Origin of the sequence: Scopulibacillus darangshiensis, from assembly GCF_004341035.1 — a bacterium.
Lineage (GTDB): Bacteria > Bacillota > Bacilli > Bacillales > Sporolactobacillaceae > Scopulibacillus > Scopulibacillus darangshiensis.
In genome coordinates this window covers 59,508-81,480 of sequence record NZ_SLXK01000012.1, presented here as the reverse complement: position 1 = coordinate 81,480, position 21,973 = coordinate 59,508, and the positions used below count along the sequence as shown (strand labels likewise).

The 21,973-nt window shown below is 43.8% G+C and carries 26 protein-coding genes; 2 read left to right on the top strand and 24 right to left on the bottom strand.

Annotated elements, in window-relative coordinates; genetic code table 11:
- Positions 1 to 34: 34 nt before the first annotated feature.
- From EV207_RS10150 to smc, 9 genes are all read right to left on the bottom strand, one after another.
- Positions 35 to 280, bottom strand: a complete 246-nt coding sequence (locus tag EV207_RS10150; RefSeq protein ID WP_424511359.1) for an HAD family hydrolase — start codon at positions 278 to 280, stop codon at positions 35 to 37.
- Positions 281 to 286: 6 nt separating this feature from the next.
- Positions 287 to 1,027: a tRNA (guanosine(37)-N1)-methyltransferase TrmD gene (gene trmD / locus EV207_RS10145; protein WP_132746084.1), complete on the bottom strand. Its 741-nt coding sequence runs from the start codon at positions 1,025 to 1,027 to the stop codon at positions 287 to 289.
- Complete coding sequence (rimM, locus tag EV207_RS10140; RefSeq protein WP_132746047.1) at positions 1,017 to 1,541, bottom strand: ribosome maturation factor RimM; 525 nt, start codon at positions 1,539 to 1,541, stop codon at positions 1,017 to 1,019. Before rimM ends, trmD begins: the two co-directional genes overlap by 11 nt.
- A gap of 65 nt (positions 1,542 to 1,606) precedes the next feature.
- On the bottom strand, positions 1,607 to 1,837 hold the full coding sequence (locus EV207_RS10135) for a KH domain-containing protein (protein ID WP_132746046.1): 231 nt from the start codon (positions 1,835 to 1,837) through the stop codon (positions 1,607 to 1,609).
- 17 nt (positions 1,838 to 1,854) lie between these two features.
- A complete protein-coding gene (gene rpsP / locus EV207_RS10130) occupies positions 1,855 to 2,127 on the bottom strand; it encodes a 30S ribosomal protein S16 (RefSeq protein WP_132746045.1) in 273 nt (90 codons plus the stop codon).
- Positions 2,128 to 2,203: 76 nt separating this feature from the next.
- Positions 2,204 to 3,550, bottom strand: coding sequence for a signal recognition particle protein (gene ffh, locus EV207_RS10125; RefSeq protein WP_132746044.1), 1,347 nt, complete (start codon positions 3,548 to 3,550; stop codon positions 2,204 to 2,206).
- 11 nt (positions 3,551 to 3,561) lie between these two features.
- The gene (locus tag EV207_RS10120; protein ID WP_132746043.1) at positions 3,562 to 3,891 is read right to left on the bottom strand and encodes a putative DNA-binding protein; all 330 of its coding nucleotides are present in this window, start codon (positions 3,889 to 3,891) and stop codon (positions 3,562 to 3,564) included.
- A gap of 86 nt (positions 3,892 to 3,977) precedes the next feature.
- Positions 3,978 to 4,973, bottom strand: coding sequence for a signal recognition particle-docking protein FtsY (gene ftsY, locus EV207_RS10115; RefSeq protein WP_132746042.1), 996 nt, complete (start codon positions 4,971 to 4,973; stop codon positions 3,978 to 3,980).
- Positions 4,974 to 4,986: 13 nt separating this feature from the next.
- Positions 4,987 to 8,556, bottom strand: coding sequence for a chromosome segregation protein SMC (smc, locus tag EV207_RS10110; RefSeq protein ID WP_132746041.1), 3,570 nt, complete (start codon positions 8,554 to 8,556; stop codon positions 4,987 to 4,989).
- A gap of 193 nt (positions 8,557 to 8,749) precedes the next feature.
- On the opposite strand from smc, the gene EV207_RS10105 reads away from it, so the two are divergent.
- A complete protein-coding gene (locus tag EV207_RS10105) occupies positions 8,750 to 8,980 on the top strand; it encodes a DUF1128 domain-containing protein (protein WP_132746040.1) in 231 nt (76 codons plus the stop codon).
- Positions 8,981 to 9,130: 150 nt separating this feature from the next.
- Here the strand turns inward: EV207_RS10105 and rnc are convergent, their stop codons facing one another.
- The 11 genes from rnc to EV207_RS10050 form a co-directional block, all read right to left on the bottom strand.
- On the bottom strand, positions 9,131 to 9,856 hold the full coding sequence (gene rnc / locus EV207_RS10100) for a ribonuclease III (protein ID WP_132746039.1): 726 nt from the start codon (positions 9,854 to 9,856) through the stop codon (positions 9,131 to 9,133).
- 71 nt (positions 9,857 to 9,927) lie between these two features.
- Positions 9,928 to 10,164 (bottom strand): acyl carrier protein, encoded by a 237-nt coding sequence (gene acpP / locus EV207_RS10095; RefSeq protein WP_132746038.1) that lies wholly within the window; start codon positions 10,162 to 10,164, stop codon positions 9,928 to 9,930.
- A gap of 143 nt (positions 10,165 to 10,307) precedes the next feature.
- Positions 10,308 to 11,051 (bottom strand): 3-oxoacyl-[acyl-carrier-protein] reductase, encoded by a 744-nt coding sequence (gene fabG / locus EV207_RS10090; RefSeq protein ID WP_132746037.1) that lies wholly within the window; start codon positions 11,049 to 11,051, stop codon positions 10,308 to 10,310.
- Positions 11,051 to 11,995, bottom strand: a complete 945-nt coding sequence (fabD, locus tag EV207_RS10085; protein ID WP_132746036.1) for an ACP S-malonyltransferase — start codon at positions 11,993 to 11,995, stop codon at positions 11,051 to 11,053. The genes fabG and fabD overlap by 1 nt, the downstream gene beginning before the upstream one ends.
- A 10-nt stretch (positions 11,996 to 12,005) precedes the next feature.
- Entirely contained in the window at positions 12,006 to 13,010 is a 1,005-nt protein-coding gene (gene plsX, locus EV207_RS10080) for a phosphate acyltransferase PlsX (protein WP_132746083.1), read from the bottom strand.
- Positions 12,994 to 13,581, bottom strand: a complete 588-nt coding sequence (fapR, locus tag EV207_RS10075; RefSeq protein ID WP_132746035.1) for a transcription factor FapR — start codon at positions 13,579 to 13,581, stop codon at positions 12,994 to 12,996. The genes plsX and fapR overlap by 17 nt, the downstream gene beginning before the upstream one ends.
- A 69-nt stretch (positions 13,582 to 13,650) precedes the next feature.
- Positions 13,651 to 15,690 (bottom strand): ATP-dependent DNA helicase RecG, encoded by a 2,040-nt coding sequence (gene recG / locus EV207_RS10070; RefSeq protein ID WP_132746034.1) that lies wholly within the window; start codon positions 15,688 to 15,690, stop codon positions 13,651 to 13,653.
- Positions 15,687 to 16,580, bottom strand: coding sequence for an L-serine ammonia-lyase, iron-sulfur-dependent, subunit alpha (gene sdaAA / locus EV207_RS10065; protein WP_132746033.1), 894 nt, complete (start codon positions 16,578 to 16,580; stop codon positions 15,687 to 15,689). Before sdaAA ends, recG begins: the two co-directional genes overlap by 4 nt.
- Positions 16,581 to 16,608: 28 nt before the next feature.
- The gene (sdaAB, locus tag EV207_RS10060) at positions 16,609 to 17,268 is read right to left on the bottom strand and encodes an L-serine ammonia-lyase, iron-sulfur-dependent subunit beta (RefSeq protein WP_132746032.1); all 660 of its coding nucleotides are present in this window, start codon (positions 17,266 to 17,268) and stop codon (positions 16,609 to 16,611) included.
- A gap of 22 nt (positions 17,269 to 17,290) precedes the next feature.
- Entirely contained in the window at positions 17,291 to 18,961 is a 1,671-nt protein-coding gene (locus EV207_RS10055; protein WP_132746031.1) for a DAK2 domain-containing protein, read from the bottom strand.
- A gap of 17 nt (positions 18,962 to 18,978) precedes the next feature.
- Complete coding sequence (locus tag EV207_RS10050) at positions 18,979 to 19,341, bottom strand: Asp23/Gls24 family envelope stress response protein (RefSeq protein ID WP_132746030.1); 363 nt, start codon at positions 19,339 to 19,341, stop codon at positions 18,979 to 18,981.
- Between the two features lie 227 nt (positions 19,342 to 19,568).
- Here EV207_RS10050 and rpmB point away from each other — a divergent pair, with 227 nt between their 5' ends.
- Positions 19,569 to 19,757, top strand: a complete 189-nt coding sequence (rpmB, locus tag EV207_RS10045; RefSeq protein ID WP_132746029.1) for a 50S ribosomal protein L28 — start codon at positions 19,569 to 19,571, stop codon at positions 19,755 to 19,757.
- A 47-nt stretch (positions 19,758 to 19,804) separates the two neighbouring features.
- On the opposite strand, the gene spoVM is transcribed toward rpmB, so the two are convergent.
- The 4 genes from spoVM to rpe form a co-directional block, all read right to left on the bottom strand.
- Positions 19,805 to 19,885 carry a stage V sporulation protein SpoVM gene (spoVM, locus tag EV207_RS10040; protein ID WP_132746082.1) on the bottom strand — a complete coding sequence of 27 codons (81 nt, stop codon included), beginning with the start codon at positions 19,883 to 19,885 and terminating at the stop codon, positions 19,805 to 19,807.
- Between the two features lie 123 nt (positions 19,886 to 20,008).
- Positions 20,009 to 20,653 (bottom strand): thiamine diphosphokinase, encoded by a 645-nt coding sequence (locus tag EV207_RS10035; RefSeq protein ID WP_132746028.1) that lies wholly within the window; start codon positions 20,651 to 20,653, stop codon positions 20,009 to 20,011.
- Complete coding sequence (gene thiT, locus EV207_RS10030) at positions 20,650 to 21,210, bottom strand: energy-coupled thiamine transporter ThiT (protein WP_165886900.1); 561 nt, start codon at positions 21,208 to 21,210, stop codon at positions 20,650 to 20,652. Before thiT ends, EV207_RS10035 begins: the two co-directional genes overlap by 4 nt.
- 116 nt (positions 21,211 to 21,326) lie before the next feature.
- Positions 21,327 to 21,971, bottom strand: coding sequence for a ribulose-phosphate 3-epimerase (gene rpe / locus EV207_RS10025; RefSeq protein ID WP_132746026.1), 645 nt, complete (start codon positions 21,969 to 21,971; stop codon positions 21,327 to 21,329).
- Positions 21,972 to 21,973: the final 2 nt, after the last annotated feature.

Genomic DNA, 21,973 nt, shown 5'->3' with positions numbered 1-21,973 from the left:
TTTTATTAGTTTACATAACATCATTATTGTAAATTTAAATCACCGACTTTTCCAGATAACTTTTAAAATCAGCAACACTGCCAAACTGATGATCAGGTTCAACCGTAAATTCCGGTGCTTGATAATTAGGAAGCCATTGGACCCCAATAGTCGTTACATCTGCGTCCTTACCAGCCTTTATATCTGCATCACTGTCACCGATAAAAAAAAGCCCAGTTCCTTCATGGAAATGGACTTTCGAATGATGCATATATCCCGTGGGCGCGCATAACCTAGCCACCCGCTGTTATTCCTCAGATTCCCTCTTAAATTCCTCCAGCCACTTGGCTTCTTGCTCAGTTATATCTCGATCGCTTAACAAATCCGGGCGGCGGAGATATGTTCTACGCAGTGATTCCTTATGACGCCATTCGTCTACCAACGCGTGATTCCCTGAAATTAATGCATCGGGCACCTTCAAACCGCGGAAGTCGGCGGGTCTGGTATACTGGGGATGCTCTAATAAACCGTTAGAAAAGGAATCCGTGTGTGCGCTTGTCTCGTTCCCCAACACACCTGGCAGCAGACGGACAACACTGTCGATGACCACCATCGATGCCAGCTCACCGCCGGTCAAGACGTAGTCCCCTATAGAAATTTCATCAGTGACTAATTGTTCCCGGATCCGCTCATCAAAGCCTTCATAATGACCGCAAAGGAAAATCAGATGATCTTCTTTTGCGAGGTTTTCCGCATGCCGCTGCTGATACCGTTCTCCCTGTGGTGTCATCATAACGATTCTTGGTTTACTATCGCTTCTCTTCCGCAGTGCAGCGACCGCATCAAAGATCGGCTGGGCCATGAGTAACATGCCTGCTCCGCCGCCATAAAGATAATCATCGACGCGCTGGTGTTTATTTTCGGCGTAGTCCCTGAAATTGGTGACATCATAGGAAACCGAACCGCTGTCCGCTGCTTTTTTCAATATCGATTGTTCGAATACAGCTTTGAACATTTCCGGAAACAACGACAAGACATCAATTCTCATCATCAACCAGCCCGGCCATCAAGTGTACAGTCACCTTTTTATCCGCGATATCCACATGCTTCACCACGTCTTCAATGTATGGAAGCAGAATATCTTTTCCTTTTGTTTTCACGACCCAGACATCATTCGCTCCAGGCGATAAAATTTCTTTAATCTTTCCAAGGGAATTCCCGTCCTCAGTAACGACCTCACAGCCTATAATTTCATGGTAATAGAAAGCATTGTCTTCCAAGGGAGAGAGCTGCTCTTTCGGAATGAATAAAAATGAGCCTTTAAAAGCCTCAACATCATTTATATTGTTCAGCCCTTCGAATTTTAAAAGGTCGAATTGTTTGTGCCTTCGATAACTCTCTACAATCAGCGGCTCATATCTGCTTCCCTTCAATCGGCTGAGATAAAGCTTTTCTCCCGAAGCATACCGGTCCTCCGTAAAATCCGTATCACTAATAACCCGTACTTCGCCTTTTATGCCATGAGTATTAACAATTTTTCCAACGTAAAACCATTCGGTCATGCGCTTCATTCCTTTATCTTTAATTATGTAAAAAAAGAGAGGAAACAAATGCTCCCCTCCCCTTTTTATTCACGTATAGACAATTGAACGTCTTGATGCTGAGCTCTACCTGCTGCATGAACGATTGTCCTTATCGCACCGGCAATCCGGCCCTTTTTGCCAATGACCTTGCCCATATCTTCCTTGTTAACGGTAAGAATGTAAGTTATGCCGTCTTCGCTGTTTTCACTGGATACTTGAATATCTTCAGGAAAATTGACTAGTGGCTTAACAATGGCTGCAATCAGCTCATCCATACAGACTTCACCCTCTATTATTTTTGGTTTTTGGCGTTATGAAATTTCTCCATAAGACCTTCTTTTGAGAAAAGGTTGCGTACAGTATCAGACGGCTGTGCACCTTTTGTCAACCAGTCAAGAGCTTTGTTTTCGTCAATGTTGACGATTGCTGGGTTTGCAACCGGATTATAAGTGCCGATCTCCTCGATAAAACGGCCGTCACGCGGTGAACGGGAATCAGCTACAACAACACGGTAAAATGGGTGTTTCTTTGCTCCCATACGCTTCAAACGAATTTTTACTGCCATAATTAAACACCTTCCTAATATAAAATATATGTTTTTTAAATTTATGATAAGAGTCATCCGATGAGGTGACGCCTGATCACATAAAAGGTAAATTAAACGGATTCTTTTTCTTCTTTCCTTTGCCTGAACCCATCATCTGCTTCATCATCTTCTTCATATCCTTAAACTGCTTAAGCAGTCTGTTAACTTCCTGAATCGATGTGCCGCTCCCAACCGCAATCCGTTTCTTTCGGCTGGCATTAATGATATCCGGTTCCGCCTTTTCCTTAGGTGTCATCGATCGGATGATGGCCTCAATTTGACCGATTTTTTTATCGTCAACTTGAAGGTTCTTCATCCCTTTCATCTTGTTCGCGCCGGGCATCATGGCAAGCAAATCCTCCAATGGGCCCATCGTGCGGACTTGACCAAGCTGTTCAAGAAAGTCATCGAACGTAAAGCTCATTGTCCGCATTTTCTTTTCCATTTCTTTAGCTTTATCCTCATCAACAGTTGCCTGCGCTTTCTCAATCAGAGTAAGCACATCGCCCATACCAAGAATCCGGGAAGCCATCCGTTCTGGATGAAAAGCTTCGAGAGCATCAAGCTTCTCGCCAAGACCAACGAATTTAATTGGCGTCCCGGTCACCGCCTTAACAGACAGTGCCGCACCGCCTCGGGTGTCCCCGTCAAGCTTCGTTAGAATCACACCTGTTAAACCTAAGTGCTCATTAAAGCTTTCAGCCACATTGACAGCATCTTGACCTGTCATGGCGTCAACGACCAGGAAGATTTCATCAGGCTTGGTCACAGATTTGATCTGTTCCAGCTCTTCCATAAGATTCTCGTCAACATGAAGACGGCCGGCCGTATCGATGAAGACGATGTCATTGTGATCTTCCTTCGCCTTGGCCACAGCCTCTTTAGCAATCGTCACTGGGCTTTCTTTGTCACCCATTGAGAAAACCGGCATGGTGAGCTGCTGACCAAGTGTTTCGAGCTGTTTGATCGCAGCGGGACGGTATACGTCACCTGCAACCAGAAGCGGACATTTGTTATGTTGTTTACGAACAAAGTTGGCCAGTTTTCCCGTTGTTGTTGTTTTACCGGCGCCTTGAAGACCGACAAGCATCACAACGGTTGGTGGCTTAGGAGATAAATTGATTTTACTCTGTTCACCGCCCATTAGCTCAGTCAGTTCTTCTTGCACAACTTTGATAACCTGTTGCCCAGGTGTCAGGCTTTTTAACACTTCCTGGCCAATAGCACGTTCCTTAATGCGATTAATTAAGTCTTTAACAACTTTAAAGTTAACGTCGGCTTCCAGTAAAGCGAGACGGACTTCTCTTGTCATTTGTTTGACATCTGCTTCAGAAACTTTACCTTTACCGCGTATTTTCTTAATTGTTTCTTGGAGCCTGTCGGCTAAACTTTCGAATGCCATGCTCATGCCCCCTAATCTAAATTCTCAAGCTTCTTAAGAATGCCGGCCGTTTCCCCGTTCGGATCCGCCAGTTGAATGGCCGACTTCAGCTCGGAAAACAGCTTGAGCCGCTCTTGATATTTCTTAAATAACGCCAATTTATCTTCAAAAGCCTCAAGCATGACTTCGGTCCGCTTTAAGTTATCATAGACAGCCTGCCTGCTAACGTCACAAACTTCCGCAATTTCTCCCAATGAATAATCATTAAGATAGTAGAGCGTCATATACTCTTGCTGTTTTGGCGTTAGCAATAATTGATAAAAATCATATAAGGCATTGACCCTCATTGTTTTTTCCAACATAAAAGATCCCCTTGTAAAGTCTTTAACCTTTACACAATGTAATATTAAAGGCAATCAACCCGCTTGTCAAGTTTTTTTCTTAACAGCTAATCCGCTTCCTCTTCCTGAGGCTGGAACATTTCTGCAAAAAGGCCATAGACGAATGCATCAGAATCAAACGGTTGAAGGTCGTGGATGCCTTCGCCTAATCCGATAAACTTCACCGGCAAATCAAGTTCATGGCGGATTGCAAGAACAATCCCTCCTTTAGCGGTCCCATCAAGTTTGGTTAAAATAATGCCGGTGACATCTGTCGCATCCCGAAAGATCTTGGCTTGATTTAATGCGTTTTGACCTGTTGTCGCATCAAGGACTAACAGCACCTCATGAGGAGCATCCGGCAGTTCCCTCGTTATCACACGTTTGACTTTTTCAAGCTCTTTCATTAAATTAACTTTATTCTGCAGCCGTCCCGCCGTATCACAAATCAACACATCCGCTTTTCTTGATTTTGCTGATGTGATGGCATCATATACAACAGCTGCCGGGTCAGATCCTTCGCTGTGTTTGATGACATCTACACTCGCTCGCTCTCCCCAAACTTCCAGCTGATCTATTGCCCCGGCGCGGAATGTATCACCTGCGGCAAGCATAACTGACTTGCCTTCTTCCTTAAATTTATAAGCTAATTTACCGATTGTTGTCGTTTTCCCCACACCATTAACGCCGACGACTAGAATAACAGTCATGCCATTGTCATTCATTCGAAGAGCAGTGTCACCTTCCGATGCTGTCAGCATCCCCGATAGAACTTCGACAATGACCTCCTTAAGGTCTTCTGTTTCTTTAATGTTCCTTGTCCTGGCTTCATCCTTTAACCTTTCAATTAGATCCATGACAGTATTGACACCAACGTCAGCGCCGATAAGGATCTCTTCAAGCTCTTCGAAAAAGTCCTCATCTACTTTGCGATATCTTTTCACAAGATTGTTGACTTTGCTTGAAAAGGATTGCCTTGTCTTTGACAGGCCATCCCGGAATTTCCCTGTTACGCTGTCTGTTTGACCCGTGATTTTTGTTTTTAACTTTTTAAAAAAGCTCATCCCATTAACTCCTTTATCTTGTTTCAACAAGCTCTTTTGTTTCTTCCAGTCTGACAGAAACGAGCTTGGATACCCCTGATTCCTGCATGGTGACACCATAAAGGACATCGGCGTTCTCCATCGTTCCTTTTCGATGTGTCACAACAATGAATTGCGTTTCCTTGCTAAATGCCTTAAGGTAGCCCGCATACCTGTCAACATTGGCGTCATCAAGAGCCGCTTCCACCTCATCAAGGACACAAAATGGTACAGGGCGCACTTTCAAAATCGCAAACAATAATGCAATGGCTGTGAGAGCACGCTCCCCTCCGGACAATAAAGATAAATGCTGCAGTTTCTTACCCGGCGGCTGTGCAAGAATCTCAACACCGCTGTATAGCAAATCCTCCGGATCCGTCAGGCATAGATCTGCTTTTCCCCCGCCAAACAATGCTTTGAAAATATCCTGAAAATGCTCCCTAACGCTATAAAACGTCTCGGTAAACCTTTTGCGCACCTCTTCATCCATTTCGTTCATTACGTTAACTAATGTTGCTTTTGCATTAAGCAAATCTTGACGCTGCTCTGTTAAAAAGTTTAGTCTGCTTGAAACTCTTTCATACTCATCAATTGATCCAATATTAACCGTCCCAAGCTCATCAATGGCCTTCTTGATTAATTTCACTTGCTTTCTAGCCACATCCGGTGCCATTGTAAGCGGAAAATGTTCTTTTGCATATTCAAAGCTCATTTCGTAGTCAGCTCTTAGGGCATTTAATAAATTGTCAAGCTCGACATCAAGCCTGCCAAGGGCAATTTCATGAGTCCTGAGTTCTTCAGAAAGCGCCTGGAGCTTGCGTTTTTCTGCTTTAATAGCGGTTTCTTCGCAAGATATATCCTCCTGAAGCACAATGCGGCGGTCCTTTCTCTCCTTTAGCCATAATGTGAGTGCCTGCTTGTCCTTACGACAGCTATTGATTTTATCATCGATTGTATCCTGATCCAAAGCCTGATTTGTCAAACTATCTCCCAAATGTTCCACAGCCCGCTTCGCTTCATTCAAATCACTATTAATCGAATCAAGCTGCTCCTTCATTCGTTCAGTTTTGTCCTTTTGATGGCTCACAATTTGTTGATGCCTGGCGGTTTTAACTTTAAGCTCGGTCACTTCGGACTGCAGTTCATCTTTGGACACTTCCTGATGTTTTTTTTGCTTTGCCATGCTTTCAATTTCTTTGTTTAACTCTACTTCTTTTTCTTTATTTAATTTTTGCTGTTTGCCAAGCTCCTGAATGCGTTTCGTGATACCTTCTAATTCCTGATTAAAATCCGACTTTTCGCGTTTAAGCAGCTGGCCGCGCTCCATGATATTTTTCTCTTCTATGACGATTTCCCTTAATGAACTTTCGCGTTTCTGATTGTCAATGGAAAGTTCCTGTATGGATTCGCGCAAGGCATCTATTTCCAGCTCCAGATCAATGATCACCGCTTTTAGTTCGGATACGGCTTTATCTAATTCGTGCTTTTTATCCTTCATTTCCTCGATTTGAGAGGCTAATTGATCAATCTCGCGCTGCCGGCCCAGCAAACTCGTGCTTTTTTGCTTTTGGCTTCCACCGGACATCGCACCGCCTGGACTGACAACATCACCTTCCAAAGTTACGATGCGGTAACGATAGCCCAGCTGTTTGGCAAGCTCGTTTGCTCCCTTCAGATCCTTCGCAACGATGATTGACCCAAGCAAATGGTGAATAATAGGTTTATATACATCATTAGATTCTACAAGAGAGGCAGCCGCTCCAACCAATGACGGGTGCTGTGAAACCCTGTTGATATCCCGCTGCGGGATCACCTTGGGTTTGACAACGGACAACGGCAAGAAAGTTGCCCGGCCAGCCTGCTGTTGTTTCAAGAAATGAATAGCCTGGCGAGCATGCCGTTCTTCTGATACGACAACATGCTGCATGGCGCCCCCTAAAGCTGTTTCTATGGCTGTTTCGTAAGATCTCTTGACATGAGCCAATTCGGCTACAGCACCATGAATGCCGTCAAGTCCCTTTCCTCTCGCCTTTAATACTTTTTTGACACCGTGGAAAAATCCGGCGTAATCATCATTCAACGCTTCCAACATGTCTTTTCGTGAGAGGGCTTGCTGTATAAATTGGGAAATTTTATTTAGTGCATCTATTTGTTTTTTATAATCTTGTTGCTTGGCTTCTATCGTATGTTTCAATTCTTTGTATGATGTCTTTTGAGAATTGAGCTCTTCTATCTTTTGTTTTCGTTCAGATTCTGCAGCCTTTTTCCGATTCGTCACATCGTCAATCATCTGCTGAATATCATTTGCAGAGTGGAGCAAACGATCGGATTTTCGTTCAATTTGTGCCTTTTGCTCTTTAAGGTAACGACACTCATTGCCAATCGATGTTTGCTCATTAAGAACATCAAAATAATCCGATTTTAACCGATCAATCATCTGATCTAAATCCTGATTGTAGTAGTTGTATTGTTTGACCTTCTCGCCAAGTTGTCTTTGAAGATTCTTCCAAGTATTGTTTTCTTCTTTCAAAAGCTTATTTTCAGCTTTTAAAGCCTCGGCACCATCACGGCTCTTCTTTTCTAGCATGTCCATCCGCTTTTCTATATCATCGGCATTTTCCCTGGCATGCTTTTGCCGTTCATGGAGAACATTTTTTTGGCCTTCATATTTTTCAAGCATTTCGCTTGATAGCATTAATGCTTCCTGAAGTTCTTCAATCGATTCATCAAGTGCCTTAAGTTCGGAACGCTTGACATCATGGACAGCATCCTTGTTCCGAATGCCTTCAGACCACTCATTTTGCTCATCTGTCAAATTTTCTACTGATTTAGAGCGTTTTTCCCATTCGTCATGCGCCTCTTCTATATCATGGGCAAGCAAAGCCACTTCAACCTGTTCAAGCAGTTCCTTTTTTTCCAAAAAGTCTTTGGCAATTGATGCTTGTTCTTCGAGAGGACCTGCCTGTTCACCAAGCTCGTGAAGGATATCCTCGACACGATTTAAATGATCCTCTGATTCATTAAGCTTTTTTTCTGCCGATTGCTTTCTTGTTTTATACTTTAATACCCCAGCTGCCTCTTCGAAAATTTTCCTTTTATCATCCGCTTTGCTATTTAGAATGTCATCTATTTTTCCTTGGCTGATAATTGAATAGGCTTCACGGCCCAAACCGGAATCCATAAACAATTCAACAATATCCTTTAGCCGGCATGTTTGACCATTAAGCAAATATTCACTGTCACCTGACCGAAAAACCCGTCTCGTCACACTAATTTCACTGAAATCATAGGCCAAATATTGGTCGTTATTATCCAATGTTAACGTAACCTCAGCCATATTAAGCGGCTTACTGCCGTCACTGCCAGCAAAAATAATATCTTCCATTTTGGACCCACGCAGCGTTTTTGCCGATTGCTCGCCAAGCACCCATTTGATCGCATCGGTTATATTGCTCTTTCCGCTGCCGTTTGGACCGACAACAGCCGTCACCCCAGGTACGAATTCGACCGATACCTTTTTGGCAAACGATTTAAAACCGATGACCTCTAATTGTTTGAGGAACATCCTTCATCCTCCCTGTTTCTAATAACCTTTAACTTATTTATTTTAACATATATTTCACGCGAAAAAGACAGGTATTATCAGCTTTTTGGCAGCTTTTCAATTGATATTGTTTATTTTAAAAAAATGATTTCAGTCTGCTTCGGAATTTTGTTAAAATAAATAAGGACATGTCTAGCATTTAGGGAGGAAAGCGATGGATTTAACTGTTAAAAGCAACGAAAACATTGAATACATGCTTGATGTTATTAAGAAAAAATTACAGCTGGTCAATCAGGATGTTCTTAAACCTGATGCATTTTCAACGGAATTTTACGAGGAATTGCACGACATTTATCAGCTCGTCCAAAAGCAATCAACTTTTAGCATCCGCGAGATGGAAGCTATATTGGACGAATTGAAAACGATTCGGCAAACGACAGCTTAAAGAAAACTCGCCGATTGGCGAGCCTTTGGTGAAGACAGAGGCGTAGTTGCACTTATGTGCGTCAGAAAGTTATACTTTCTGATTAACTAAAAAAACGGTGTCAATCCCCAAAAATAATCTTTGGGAAATTGACACCGTTTTTAATTTTAGTTATTTTAGTTGTTCTAAAGCCTGCTGGGCTGCATGCTGTTCGGATTCTTTTTTGGAACGGCCAGTCCCGCTCCCAATTACAGTGCCGTTCAACATCGCGTTTGAAACAAACTCGCGATGATGCGCTGGACCACTTTCTGAAACCACTTCATAATTCATATGTCCAAGATTCTTTCTTTGTACGGTTTCCTGCAGCTGACTTTTAAAATCCATCACATGGGAAAAGGCACCATCATTAATTTTGGGATACACAACTTTATCCAAAAGGCCATTAACGCTGTCAAGTCCTTGATCAAGGTATAATGCACCAATGAAGGCTTCAAATACATCCGCGAGTAACGCCGGACGCTTCCTTCCCCCTGTTGCCTCTTCACCTCTGCCAAGGAAGATCATCTCTCCAAATGAAAGGGATTGGGCAAATTGAACAAGAGAAGGCTCACAGACAATGGCTGCCCGAAGTTTTGTCATATCTCCCTCATTCATTGTTGGGTAAAGTTTATAGAGATATTGGGAAATTAATAATTCAAGGACCGCATCACCCAAAAATTCCAAGCGTTCATTATCTTCAGGGATTTGATGACGATGCTCATTCACATAAGATGAATGGGTGAATGCCGTTTTTAACAAAGTTTCATTAGTAAAATTCAAGGACATGTCCTTTAAAAAATGATAAAGTTTAGTTAACTTATCCTGCTCATATTGCCGTGTTTTATTGGCTTTAGGCATGCCTCTTTCCTCCGATCAAGCAATAAAATATAAATCGAAAGTCCCGCATCGCGGGCGGGACTTTACAATTATTATTGATGGCTCTTTATGTAATCGAGCACATTACCAACAGTTAGAATTTTTTCCGCATCCTCATCGGAAATTTCCAAACCGAATTCATCTTCTAATTCCATGACTAACTCCACTACATCAAGGGAGTCTGCATCAAGATCTTCTTTAAAAGAAGCTTCCGGCTTAACATCAGCTTCATCAACGCCAAGGCGTTCAGAAACGATCTTTTGCACTCGTGCTAAAATATCTTCTGCCATGTCTTTCACCTCCCCTCAAGCAAGTGCCATAATTAATGATATCAATATTATAACCCAGGCTTTTTGTTTTGCTCAATACTGAAAAATTTCCTATATCGACATTGTTCATTCGCCATCGGGTCTAAACGGGTGATTCGCTTTTCTTATTGCATCACCATGCCGCCGTCAACTCGGAAAACTTGACCTGTCATATAACTGCTGTCGTCGCTAGCGAGAAACCGAACGACAGAAGCGATATCTTCCGGTCTGCCCATTCGGCCGAGCGGAATTTGTTTCAGCATATCAGCTTTGATATCCTCGGGAAGTTTGTCGGTCATATCTGTTGTAATAAATCCCGGTGCAACCGCATTTACTGTGATATTTCTTGCAGCAAGCTCCCTTGCTGTCGATTTTGTCAGGCCGATGACTCCGGCTTTCGCGGCAACATAGTTTGCCTGTCCGGCGTTTCCGATGACGCCGACGACCGACGCCATATTAATGATCCGGCCGCTTTTTTGCTTCATCATTTGCCGGGTAACTGCCTTGGTTGTATTGAAAACACCCTTCAGATTTGTGTTGATTACCGCATCCCAATCATCCTCTTTCATTCGCATGATCAAGGTGTCACGGGTAATTCCGGCATTATTCACAAGGATATCCAGCCTGCCAAATGTTGATACAACTGTCTTTACCAAATCCTGTGCTGCTTCTGAGTCAGAAACATCACATTGAAAAGCCTCAGCTTCTGCACCGAATGCTTTAATTTCTGCAACAACCTCATTTGCCAATGATTCGTTCCCGGCAAAATTGACGGCGACGCTCGCTCCCTGTTTTCCAAGTTCAATGGCGGCTGCGCGGCCAATCCCTCTGGAGGCCCCTGTCACCAAAGCGACCTTACCTTTTAACATTATGACCTCTCCTTTAAAGCTTGAATAGTAGAATGACATGTTTCAACACTGCCCACTTGGTAGATCGCTGCCTTGCGGTCGACCTTTTTCACAAGGCCTGACAGAACATTGCCTGGACCGACTTCAATATACGTATCAACCCCAAGCTCCTTTAGCCTTTCGACTGTTTCAACCCAGCGAACCGGTGAATATAATTGTTCGATAAGCCGCTCATAAATGAGACCGCCTTCTTGAACAATATCAGCTGTTACGTTAGCAATGACAGGGATATCCGCATCGTGTATGTCCATGTCACTAAGGACCGCCCGTAACTTTTCCGCCGCGGGCTTCATAAGATCAGAATGAAATGGCCCGCTGACATTAAGAGGAACCACGCGTTTCGCCCCTTCTTCTCTTGCAAGAGCAGAAGCCTTCTCGACACCCTCTTTGGTTCCTGATATAACAATCTGGCTTGAGCTGTTAAGGTTAGCGAGCTGAACGGTATCACCGCCAGCTGTCACGCGCTGGCACACATCTGTTAACTTGTCCGCTTTCATCCCAAGGACGGCTGCCATCGTGCCCATTCCTGCAGGAACAGCTTCTTCCATGAAAAGTCCGCGCTGTCTGACAGCATAAACGGCATTTTCAAAACTCATAGCTTTGCTGGCGACGAGTGCACTGTATTCTCCCAGGCTGTGTCCGGCGGTATAATCCGGAGTAATCCCCTCTTTTTCAAGGAGTTTTAATAAAGCAACACTCACAGTCAGTATGCCCGGCTGTGTATTTTCCGTTAAGGTAAGCTGCTCGTCGGGACCCTCCAGAATAACTTTTGATAAAGGATAGTCCAATCTTTGATCAGCTGCTGCAAAAATTTTCGCTGCTTCAGGATACTCATTAATGACATCCTGTCCCATACCGACATACTGTGATCCTTGTCCCGGAAATAGAAAAGCTATTTTTCCCATGTTAAACCTCCTATTTTGCCCATTGATCCCTTTTTTCCAATATCGTTTCTTCTATGGTATTGACAACATTCTTCTCAACAAGCAGCCTCGCTTGTTGAATGGTCGTATAGGTTGCATGGGCATTTGATGAACCATGCGCTTTGATAACCGGCGCCGCCAGTCCAAAAAGACACGCTCCGCCATATGCTGCATAATCCATCGTATTTTTTATACCTTTCAACTTCGGATACAATAACCCTGCAAGAACTTTTGAAAAGAATGAACTTGTTAATTCCTCTTTAATAAGAGAAAAAAAAGACATAGCCGAACCTTCTATGGCTTTTAATACAAGATTACCTGAAAAACCATCACAGACTACAACATCTGCGGCGCCCTGTAACAGCTCTCTGGATTCCACGTTGCCAACGAAATTAAGCGGGGCATCCTTTAAAAGGCTATATGCTGCTTTACTCAATTCATTGCCCTTTCCCGGTTCCTCGCCGACATTCAGCAAACCGATCCTGGGCTTTGGTTTATTTAATACTTTTTCTGTATAAATAGAACCCATAATCGCGTATTGGAGTAAATGCTCAGGCTTCGCATCCATGTTGGAGCCAACATCCAAGAAGAGAAAACCCTCATTCTTTTTTACTGTAGGAAAGGTTGGCGCCAGTGCAGGACGATCAATCCCTTTTATTCTGCCGACACCAAAAAGGCCAGCCGCCATTAAAGCCCCGGTATTCCCAGCCGAAATGGCTGCATCAGCCCGCCCCTCCTTGACCGCATGAATGGCCAGGACCATTGAAGCGTCCTTCTTCTTTCTAACTGCCTTTACAGGGGAATCCGTCGCTTCAATCTTTTCAGTTGTATGTAATATCTCAAACTGCGGATGGCTATTTAACATTGGCTCAATTTTAGTTTGATCCCCAACTAAAGTAATTTTTAGATCAGAGTATGTTTTTGCAGCTTGAATAGCGCCCTTTACGATCTCCTGCGGTGCATGATCACCGCCCATTGCATCAATAGCTAGTTTCATCACTTTCGTTTCCCCCTTCCAAATGGGAGCGATACATTGTAAACCTTCCCCGGAATACACGTTCCTGGCCAACAAAACTATTGACTTCAACAACCGTGCGATCACTCTTAACGAGGATAACCTTTGCCTTTGCAATGACACGTTCTCCCACTCTTACCTGTCTAGTAAAATTCAATTGGGATCTGGCTGTCAGAGCTAATTCATCATCGATCACAGCAACCGCCAGTGAGTTAGCCTGAGCAAAAAGATGATGTCCTCTGGCGATGCCTGTTCGAGAGAAGACATGCTCTTCTTGAATATCCAGTATGGAAATCGCACTGTCATCAAGCTGCAAATCAACGATTTCACCGATGACTTCATCCATCGGAAGCGCTTTGACCTCATCCAACTGCTTCTGGGCCACATACTTAATGCGCTCCCTTAATTCTGGTATCGATAACTCCAAACGGTCAAGTCTGATCGTCTGAATGCTTACTTGAAATATTTCAGCTAGTTCTTCATCTGTAACAAAAGGGCTGTCCTTTATAGTTTCCTCAAGCTGCTTTTGTCGATCCCGTTTATTCTTTCTCATTCCTGACACCGCCAATTTATGACTAGGTACTAATAGTAGTATATAAGTTTACAAAAACCTTTTCAAGACCTAATCAAGGCGTTCCTTGTTAAATACTCCATTTTGCTCCAAATAATGGCGTAAAGCTGTGTAAGAATCATCTTTCCAAAATGCTTCCGCATGCATCAATGCCGCGGCATCATCTCTGGCAACGGAAAGTGTCCGATAATCATGAACAACATCGGCCATTTTAAATTCAGGCAGGCCGCTTTGTTTTTTTCCAAAAAAGTCACCCGGCCCTCTTAGCTTTAGGTCATGTTCTGACAGCTTAAACCCATCCCCTGTCTCTGTCATGATCCGCATTCGTTCCTGACTGACTTCCGACTTGGCATCCGCAATAAGAACACAATAGGATTGGTCGCTGCCGCGGCCGACTCTGCCGCGCAGCTGATGCAGCTGGGATAACCCAAATCTCTCAGCATCATAGATGACCATTACCGTTGCATTGGGCACATTGACGCCAACCTCAACAACTGTTGTCGATACGAGAATCTGGGTGTGATTTTCTTTAAATCCAACCATCACCTCTTCTTTTTCTTGTGGTGACAAACGCCCGTGCATCAAGCCTACATTGTATTTTTGGAAATAATGCTGCAGCTGTCCGTGCACATCAATGGCATTTTGGACATCCAGTTGATCGGACTCTTCTATTAGAGGACAGATGACATAGGCTTGTCTGCCTTTTTGAAGCTCAGCATCAACAAATGTTAAAACACGCTCTAACATATCGTGCTTCGCCCAAAATGTTCTAATTTCCTTTCGTCCTGCCGGCAGCTCATCAATCGTGGATACATCCATATCCCCGAATGCAGAGATCGCCAAAGTTCTTGGTATAGGCGTCGCAGTCATATGAAGAACATCGGGGTTATTTCCCTTTGCGCTTAACGTCCGGCGCTGCACCACACCAAATCGATGCTGTTCGTCGGTTATGACCAAACCCAGATTGTGAAAGGCCACATCATCCTGAATCAAAGCATGCGTCCCTACTAGCACATCAATCTCACCATTTTTGAGGCTTTCAGTCAACTCCCGTCTCCTTTTACCCTTTACCGTGCTCGTTAAAAGCGCCACTTTAACCTGCTCATGCTCAAGCAATGCTTTGAGGCTCACCTCGTGCTGTTCGGCGAGAATCTCAGTTGGTACCATTAACGCGCCTTGAAAGCCGGCTTTTGCCACGGCAAATAAAGCGATGGCCGCAACCACCGTTTTTCCTGAACCAACATCCCCTTGAAGCAGCCGGTTCATATGGTATGGTTTTTTCAAATCCGATAGAATCTCATTCATGACACGCTGCTGTGCTTGCGTGAGCGGAAATGGCAGCTTGCTGATAAATGAAGCTGCATCCTCTTTTTTCACAGGAATAGGGGACCCTTTGCCCTCGCGGCGCTGCAGCATTTTAAAAGCCTGCATCCTAAGCTGGAACAACAGCAGTTCCTCGTATACAAGCCGTCTTCGCGCTTGTTTGACCTGCCTGAAATCCAACGGAAAGTGAATGGCTTTTAAGGCGTCCACCCTATCCATTAGTTTATATTGTGTGCGCAGCTGTTCCGGGAGTGCATCAACAATTTGGGTGGCATATTGTGCAAATGCAGCGGACATAATTTTTCGCAATTGCTTGACTCCAACATTTCCTTTAACAGCGTAGACCGGCTCGATAACCCTTGAGCGTTTTTCTTTCCCTTTCTTAATTTCGGCCACGGCAATGGAAGCACGATGCTGATCCCACTTACCGGTAATAGTCACCGTCTCACCAATTTGAAGCTGTTTTTTAAGGTAAGAGCGGTTAAAAATAACAGCAGTGATAAGATAGCGGTCAATAAAAACTCTGACGGTAAGCCTCGATTTTTTCCTGTTAAAAAACGTGAGAGAAGGCTCGCTATGAACCTTCCCTTCTACGGTGATTTTCTCATCATGTTTAACAGTTGAAAGATCTCTAACTTCATAGTTTTCATACCGATAAGGAAAATGTTCAAAAAGGTCTTCTACAGTTGCGATCTGAAGCCCTTCCAGGTCTTTGGCTGTTTCCGGGCCCACACCTTTAATTTCTATGATCGGTATCTCCATCGTCATGACCTTTCTTTTGCTAGCGCCGCACCAAATATTTTGGCTTCTAGTGCTCTGGCAGTAGGTGTAGCTGCTAATCCTCCCTCAGCGGTTTCTTTAAATGCTGAAGGCATCCTCTGCCCAATTTCGTACATGGCATCAATGACTTCATCGCAAGGGATTCGGCTCGTAATACCCGCTAGTGACATATCGGCTGCAACGACGGCGGTTGAGGCACCGATAGCATTTCTTTTAACACAAGGAACTTCTACCAGCCCAGCCACAGGGTCGCACACTAATCCCAGCATATTTTTTAGAGCAATTGCCATGGCATGAGCTGACTGGTCAGGGGTTCCTCCAGCCAATTCAACGATAGCTGCTGCCGCCATGCCTGTCGCAGATCCCACTTCAGCCTGGCAACCGCCGGCAGCCCCTGAGATCGAAGCATTGTTTGCCACAACATAACCGAATGCTCCAGACGTAAAAAGAAAGCGGACCATTTGTTCCTTTGTTGGGTTAAGCTTTTCTTTTAAACCGAATAATGTCCCTGGTACAACACCAGCGGAACCGGCCGTAGGTGTTGCACAAATGGTTCCCATAGCTGCATTCACTTCATTCGTTGCAACAGCTTTGCTGACAGCGTCAAGCAATGTCGTTCCGGAAAGGGATTTTCCTGATTCAATATATTTCTGAAGCAAGACAGCATCACCGCCGGTTAACCCAGAGTGAGATTTGACATCCTCTTTGATCCCGCGAAGGACGGCGGCTTCCATAACCTCTAGATTTTTCCCCATTTGGGCAAAGATCTCTTCACGGCTTTTGCCTGTTTCTTCAATTTCTTTTAAAATCATTACCTCTGAAATAGGTATATTCTTTGATTTTGTTATATCTATTAATTCTGCAACTGTTCTAAACATGCTGCGTTAACCTCCTTCTCAATGTCCATTATGCAAGCACGGCAACATTAAGCATGTTAGGACGGGCTAGACAATCCGTTGCTATTGCTTGACTTACTTCCTGATCCGTTTCAATGACCATTAAAGCAACTTGTCCTTTTAATTTACGGGACACTTCCATATGGGAAATATTCACTTCATGTTCCGCTAAAATACTTGCCACTGTTGCCACGGCACCGTAACGATCTTGATGGACAACTAACAATGCCGGATGGCTGCCTGATAATGAAATTTCAAATCCGTTAAGTTCAGTTATTTCTATTTTTCCTCCGCCTACCGAGACGCCGACAATGTCCAGCTCATCCTCATTATCCTTCAAATGCAGCCGGACCGTGTTGGGGTGATCGGTATGTTCATCCTCTTCAATGAACTCAACAGCCATACCTGTTTCTTCGGCAAGCCTTACCGCTTGTACGATACGCTCATCAAACGTATCAAAATCCAATAGACCTCCAATTAAAGCAACATCTGTCCCGTGTCCTTTATATGTCTTTGCAAAAGAACCATACAAACGGATTGTTACCGTTTTTGGCGCCTTTCCAAATAACTGTCTCGCAACACGGCCAATTCTCGCAGCACCGGCGGTATGAGAGCTCGACGGTCCGATCATTACTGGGCCAATAATATCAAAAACACTGCGATATTTCATGGCATTCACCTCATTTCAGGAATTATTCTACAGAAATAAAATAGTCATAAATAGGCTGCAATCCCTCTTGCAACTCAACTTCAATATCTTCATATTTTTCACTAATCATTTTTCTGGCTTTTTGCGCTTCTCTTTTTGTCACGTTTTCACCAAAAATAAGCGTTACAATCTCATTATCATTCTCTATCATGCCGGAAACAAGGGTGTTAACCGCTTCCATTCGATCGCTGGCTGATACGATAATTTTGCCTTCAGCGATGCCAATGAAGTCGTTCTTACGGATGGGAACCCCATCAACTGCCGCATCTCGGATAGCTGTTGTGACTTGGCCTGACTTGACTTGCCTTAAGGCAGAGTCCATCACTTGCCTATTATTCTCGTCCGACGCTTCAGGATTGAAGCTGAGCAGCGCAGATAACCCTTGGGCGATTGTTTTGGACCGAAGGACGTGTACAACAGAGTCTGAAACTTTAGCGGCCTGTTCAGCGGCCATGACAATGTTCGAGTTATTAGGAAGAACAAACACCGTTTCGGCGTTTGCCTTATCAATAGCCTTTAAAAGATCTTCGGTGCTGGGATTCATAGTTTGACCGCCCTCAATAACAACCGTAGCTCCAATGCTTTCAAAAAGTGCCTTAACACCCTGACCCATTGCTACCGTCACCACGCCAAAACGGCGTTTCCTGCTGCTTGGGCTTGGTTTGTGTGAAACCTGTGGCTGGTCGTCCTCTTGCAAAATACCCGAATGCTGTTCACGCATGTTATCAACCTTAATTTTAACAAGCTCTCCAAAGTTTTGACCAAGGGTCAGCATATCCCCGGGCTTTTCGGTATGAACATGGACCTTTAAAAGGTCATCATCTGATACGACAACAAGAGAATCTCCCGCTTTGGCAAGACGTTCCTTAAGATCAGCTTCATCCAGATCTTTCGTCTTGTTTAAACGAACCATAAATTCGGTGCAATAGCCGTATTTAATATCTTCCGTTTTCATATGCCCTTGAGCACCCCTATGATGTTCAGCATGGATGAGATCATCCATCTTCGGCAGCTCCTCCGATTCAAAAGGTATTGCCTCACCAGTTAGTCCAGAAAAGAAACCCTGATAAATCATAACAAGTCCCTGTCCCCCCGAGTCCACTACGCCAACCTCTTTCAAAACAGGCAAGAGCTCAGGGGTTCTTTGCAGCGAACGCTTTGCTTCAACAAGTGCAGCTTCCACCACTAAAGACAAATCCTTTGTTTTTCTAGCTTTTTTGACAGCAGCCTTGGCCGAGTCTTTGGCAACGGTTAAAATGGTGCCTTCCACAGGTTTCATAACCGCTTTATATGCTGTTTCTACACCGGCATCCAGTGCTTTGGAAAAAAGGTCTGCTGTCATGTAGTCATGAGGTTCAAGTGTTTTCGAAAAGCCGCGGAAAAGCTGGGACAATATAACACCTGAGTTCCCACGGGCACCCATTAACAGACCTCTAGCAAATTGGGTCGCAGCACCGCCTACCACCCCTGAATTCCCTTTGACCAAATGATCGATCCCGGATTTCATTGTTAAAGTCATGTTCGTACCCGTATCACCATCCGGAACAGGAAAAACATTTAAAGTATTTATGGTTTTTGCATGCTCTGAAAGCTTATTCGCTCCTTCTTTCAGCATTTGCATAAAACGTTGGCAATTTATGGTTTCGATCGTCACACCATTTCCTCCTAAAGTTATGTGTTCGTCATCCTGACACCTTGGACGAAAATATTAATGGCATCAACATCGACGCCGAGCATTTGATCAAGTGTGTATTTCACCTTTGTCTGGACGTTATGAGCTACTTCAGAAATTCGGGTCCCATAACTCACAATGGTATACATATCAATGACCAAATCGTCACCATCGTAACGAACAATAACACCACGGGCGAAATTATCTCTTCCCAAAAGTTCGGTGAGCCCGTCTTTCAACTGCCTTTGAGATGCCATCCCGACAATACCGTAGCAATCTACCGCGGCTCCTCCGGCAATTGTGGCAATAACATCATTGGTTACATCTATTTGGCCGTAATTGGCATTCATTTCTATGGTCATATGAAATCCCCCTTTATCGTTCACTTTAACTAATGCTATTTTACTACATTTACGCACCTTTTAAAAGATTAACCAAAGCAGGCTGCAATTGAACCATATGAAATAATAACTTATAGACACAATAACATCACTGATTGCCACTGGCAAGGAAGCCTCTTGCAGTGAGGTGAAAGACATGATAAAATTATGTCGTATTTGCATATTTGCAAGGCAAGGAGGTACAAATCATGGGACGCAAATGTTATGTAACTGGAAAAACGACGACATTCGGACAAAACCGTTCTTTTGCTGAAAATAAGTCAAAACGTAAATTTAAGGCTAACCTTCAAAAAGTACGCATTATGGTTGACGGTAAACCAAAACGTGTATACGTTTCTGCTAAAGCTCTTAAAGCGGGGAAAGTTGAACGCGTTTAATCGTCATAAAGGAACAACAAAAAAGCACCCGCCGCGGTGCTTTTTTGTTATCCTTTGCGAAATGAACCCAGAACAGCTCTAACAAACCCGCCAAGGAATTTCGGTAATTTAATCGTGTAAAATTTCATACTCCTCCTCCTTGCCTTTCGATCGCCATTCTTCTATAAACCTATAAATAACATTAGTCTTGTTACTAGTATATTCACGAATTCTAAAATAGTACCCGATTATCCAAATCTTTAACGCCAAACTTAGTCGGTGCTTCTTACCGACAGTAAAAGACCGTAATCAAAAGTAACTTTAGCACAGCTGTCAATTAGCTCATTACTGATGCACAAAGAAGAGCCAATCATTAATTCGGCCTTTGTCAACGGATATTTAACACCTTCAAGGGTTAACCCTGACACACTTTCGGAAAAAGCCACAAATGAAAGGTACGGAAAATCATGCCGCCTGCTTACATGATATGTTCCGGGCTTAAGTAATGTGACCATATTTTTTGAATCCATTAAAATAAATTCTGTTTTTGAATGATGGCCCTTATGCAGCAGTTGAATATTGATGAGTGTGTGATCAAGCCTCCCGCCTGTAGCACCAAGGATGTAGCAGCGCTTTGGTTCCTTCTGGATGACCCAATCTACCGCAAGCTCTAGATCAGTCATATCTTTTTCAGACGGATACATTAACAGATCTATGTCCTGGTTTTGAATCCGTGCCATTTCGTCAGCTGTGATGGAATCAAAATCACCGAAGGCCTTAATAGGGTGGATCCCTTTTTGGAATAATATATAAGTCCCCCGGTCAACGCCAATCCAGCTGCAATCCTTAAGATCGGAGGCACCAAGTGATGGGAGAAGGTCAGATGGACCACCTGCAAGAATAGCCATATACTTCATCGGCGCTGCCTCTCAACAAAGCGCGGTGCTGTAATCATAAACAAAATTAATATAATAAGAACAAAGATATATGACGGCGCGAGATACCCGATATTATAAACGAATGAATAAAGTGCCACAGGCTGGCCTTCCGGTGCATTTGAGCCATAAAAAACAATGCCCGAAACGAAATGACTGAGAAACCGGGCAAAAACAGCGATCGTCGTTGCCAAGAAAACAAGAATGATTTTCTTTCCCCGGGATTGTTTCTCCCTGACAAGGAAGATGCCTGCCAAACCGAGCAAGCCAAATGGCACCGGATAATCCAGAAGCAGCTGAACCGGGTGCATATAAAAGGGGTGAAATAAGAAATCCAGTATACCGTAAATGACACCGGCAGCTCCCCCCCACTTCATACCACGGCGCAGACTAAATAGGATTAAAGGCACCATTTCCAGTGATACCGATCCTCCTGCTATCCATGGCCCCCGAATTTGTATAAATCCAAGCAAAACAGCAAGCGCTGTCATTAACGCAGCTTCTGTCAGAACTTTCGTATTAGCTTTTCTTTCAGCCATACTTCTTTCCCCTCTCATTTATTAAAAAAGTAAAAGCTGTATACCTTGAAGAAGGCATACAGCTGACTCGTGTGTTTTCAAGAGCCCAATCCCTACGCAGGCAGTGTCCTCACGTATTATACACCACGAAGTTTATCAATAGCAATGGAGCGATTGCTTTGTCCGAAAATGCTTGAACCGGCAACAAACAACTCGGCACCTGCTTTCCGGCATAATCCCAGGGTATCCTCATTAATGCCGCCGTCAACCTCGATGGCGATTTCGAGCCCCCGTTCATCTATCAGCGATTTAGCCTTTCGAATTTTCCCAAGCATTGATTCAATAAAAACCTGGCCGCCGAATCCCGGATTCACCGTCATAATTAATATAAAATCCAGATCTTGAATAATCGGTTCAATGATTTCAATAGGTGTAGCAGGATTTAACGCCACGCCTGCTTTAATGTTCTTCTCTTTGATTAGCTGAATCGTTCTGTGCAAATGAGGACAAGTCTCAACATGTACGGAGATCATATCTGCCCCCGCATCGGCAAAATCTGAAATATATTGATCAGGATTTTCGATCATGAGGTGGACATCTAGCTCGCAGTCCGTTAAAGGGCGCAGAGCCCCGACAACATTCGATCCCATTGTTATGTTTGGGACGAAATGACCATCCATGACATCGATATGCAATAAATCGATGTCCGATGCTTCTACATCCTTTATCTCACTTTCAAGATTCGCAAAATCCGCGGCAAGTATCGAAGGTGCTATGCGCATGT

What these genes read in the sequence shown, in the direction of transcription:
- thiT (WP_165886900.1), bottom strand. Translation starts at nt 21,210, where the DNA reads ATGGCTGAAAGAAAAGCTAATACGAAAGTTCTGACAGAAGCTGCGTTA.
- trmD (WP_132746084.1), bottom strand. Translation starts at nt 1,027, where the DNA reads ATGAGAATTGATGTCTTGTCGTTGTTTCCGGAAATGTTCAAAGCTGTA.
- rpmB (WP_132746029.1), top strand. Translation starts at nt 19,569, where the DNA reads ATGGGACGCAAATGTTATGTAACTGGAAAAACGACGACATTCGGACAA.
- plsX (WP_132746083.1), bottom strand. Translation starts at nt 13,010, where the DNA reads ATGAAACTAGCTATTGATGCAATGGGCGGTGATCATGCACCGCAGGAG.
- smc (WP_132746041.1), bottom strand. Translation starts at nt 8,556, where the DNA reads ATGTTCCTCAAACAATTAGAGGTCATCGGTTTTAAATCGTTTGCCAAA.
- recG (WP_132746034.1), bottom strand. Translation starts at nt 15,690, where the DNA reads ATGACGATGGAGATACCGATCATAGAAATTAAAGGTGTGGGCCCGGAA.
- fabD (WP_132746036.1), bottom strand. Translation starts at nt 11,995, where the DNA reads ATGGGAAAAATAGCTTTTCTATTTCCGGGACAAGGATCACAGTATGTC.
- EV207_RS10135 (WP_132746046.1), bottom strand. Translation starts at nt 1,837, where the DNA reads ATGGATGAGCTGATTGCAGCCATTGTTAAGCCACTAGTCAATTTTCCT.
- fabG (WP_132746037.1), bottom strand. Translation starts at nt 11,051, where the DNA reads ATGTTAAAAGGTAAGGTCGCTTTGGTGACAGGGGCCTCCAGAGGGATT.
- rpsP (WP_132746045.1), bottom strand. Translation starts at nt 2,127, where the DNA reads ATGGCAGTAAAAATTCGTTTGAAGCGTATGGGAGCAAAGAAACACCCA.
- sdaAB (WP_132746032.1), bottom strand. Translation starts at nt 17,268, where the DNA reads ATGAAATATCGCAGTGTTTTTGATATTATTGGCCCAGTAATGATCGGA.
- acpP (WP_132746038.1), bottom strand. Translation starts at nt 10,164, where the DNA reads ATGGCAGAAGATATTTTAGCACGAGTGCAAAAGATCGTTTCTGAACGC.
- EV207_RS10120 (WP_132746043.1), bottom strand. Translation starts at nt 3,891, where the DNA reads ATGTTGGAAAAAACAATGAGGGTCAATGCCTTATATGATTTTTATCAA.
- fapR (WP_132746035.1), bottom strand. Translation starts at nt 13,581, where the DNA reads ATGAGAAAGAATAAACGGGATCGACAAAAGCAGCTTGAGGAAACTATA.
- ffh (WP_132746044.1), bottom strand. Translation starts at nt 3,550, where the DNA reads ATGGCATTCGAAAGTTTAGCCGACAGGCTCCAAGAAACAATTAAGAAA.
- rpe (WP_132746026.1), bottom strand. Translation starts at nt 21,971, where the DNA reads ATGCGCATAGCACCTTCGATACTTGCCGCGGATTTTGCGAATCTTGAA.
- spoVM (WP_132746082.1), bottom strand. Translation starts at nt 19,885, where the DNA reads ATGAAATTTTACACGATTAAATTACCGAAATTCCTTGGCGGGTTTGTT.
- EV207_RS10050 (WP_132746030.1), bottom strand. Translation starts at nt 19,341, where the DNA reads ATGACCATAGAAATGAATGCCAATTACGGCCAAATAGATGTAACCAAT.
- rimM (WP_132746047.1), bottom strand. Translation starts at nt 1,541, where the DNA reads ATGACCGAATGGTTTTACGTTGGAAAAATTGTTAATACTCATGGCATA.
- EV207_RS10035 (WP_132746028.1), bottom strand. Translation starts at nt 20,653, where the DNA reads ATGAAGTATATGGCTATTCTTGCAGGTGGTCCATCTGACCTTCTCCCA.
- EV207_RS10105 (WP_132746040.1), top strand. Translation starts at nt 8,750, where the DNA reads ATGGATTTAACTGTTAAAAGCAACGAAAACATTGAATACATGCTTGAT.
- sdaAA (WP_132746033.1), bottom strand. Translation starts at nt 16,580, where the DNA reads ATGTTTAGAACAGTTGCAGAATTAATAGATATAACAAAATCAAAGAAT.
- rnc (WP_132746039.1), bottom strand. Translation starts at nt 9,856, where the DNA reads ATGCCTAAAGCCAATAAAACACGGCAATATGAGCAGGATAAGTTAACT.
- ftsY (WP_132746042.1), bottom strand. Translation starts at nt 4,973, where the DNA reads ATGAGCTTTTTTAAAAAGTTAAAAACAAAAATCACGGGTCAAACAGAC.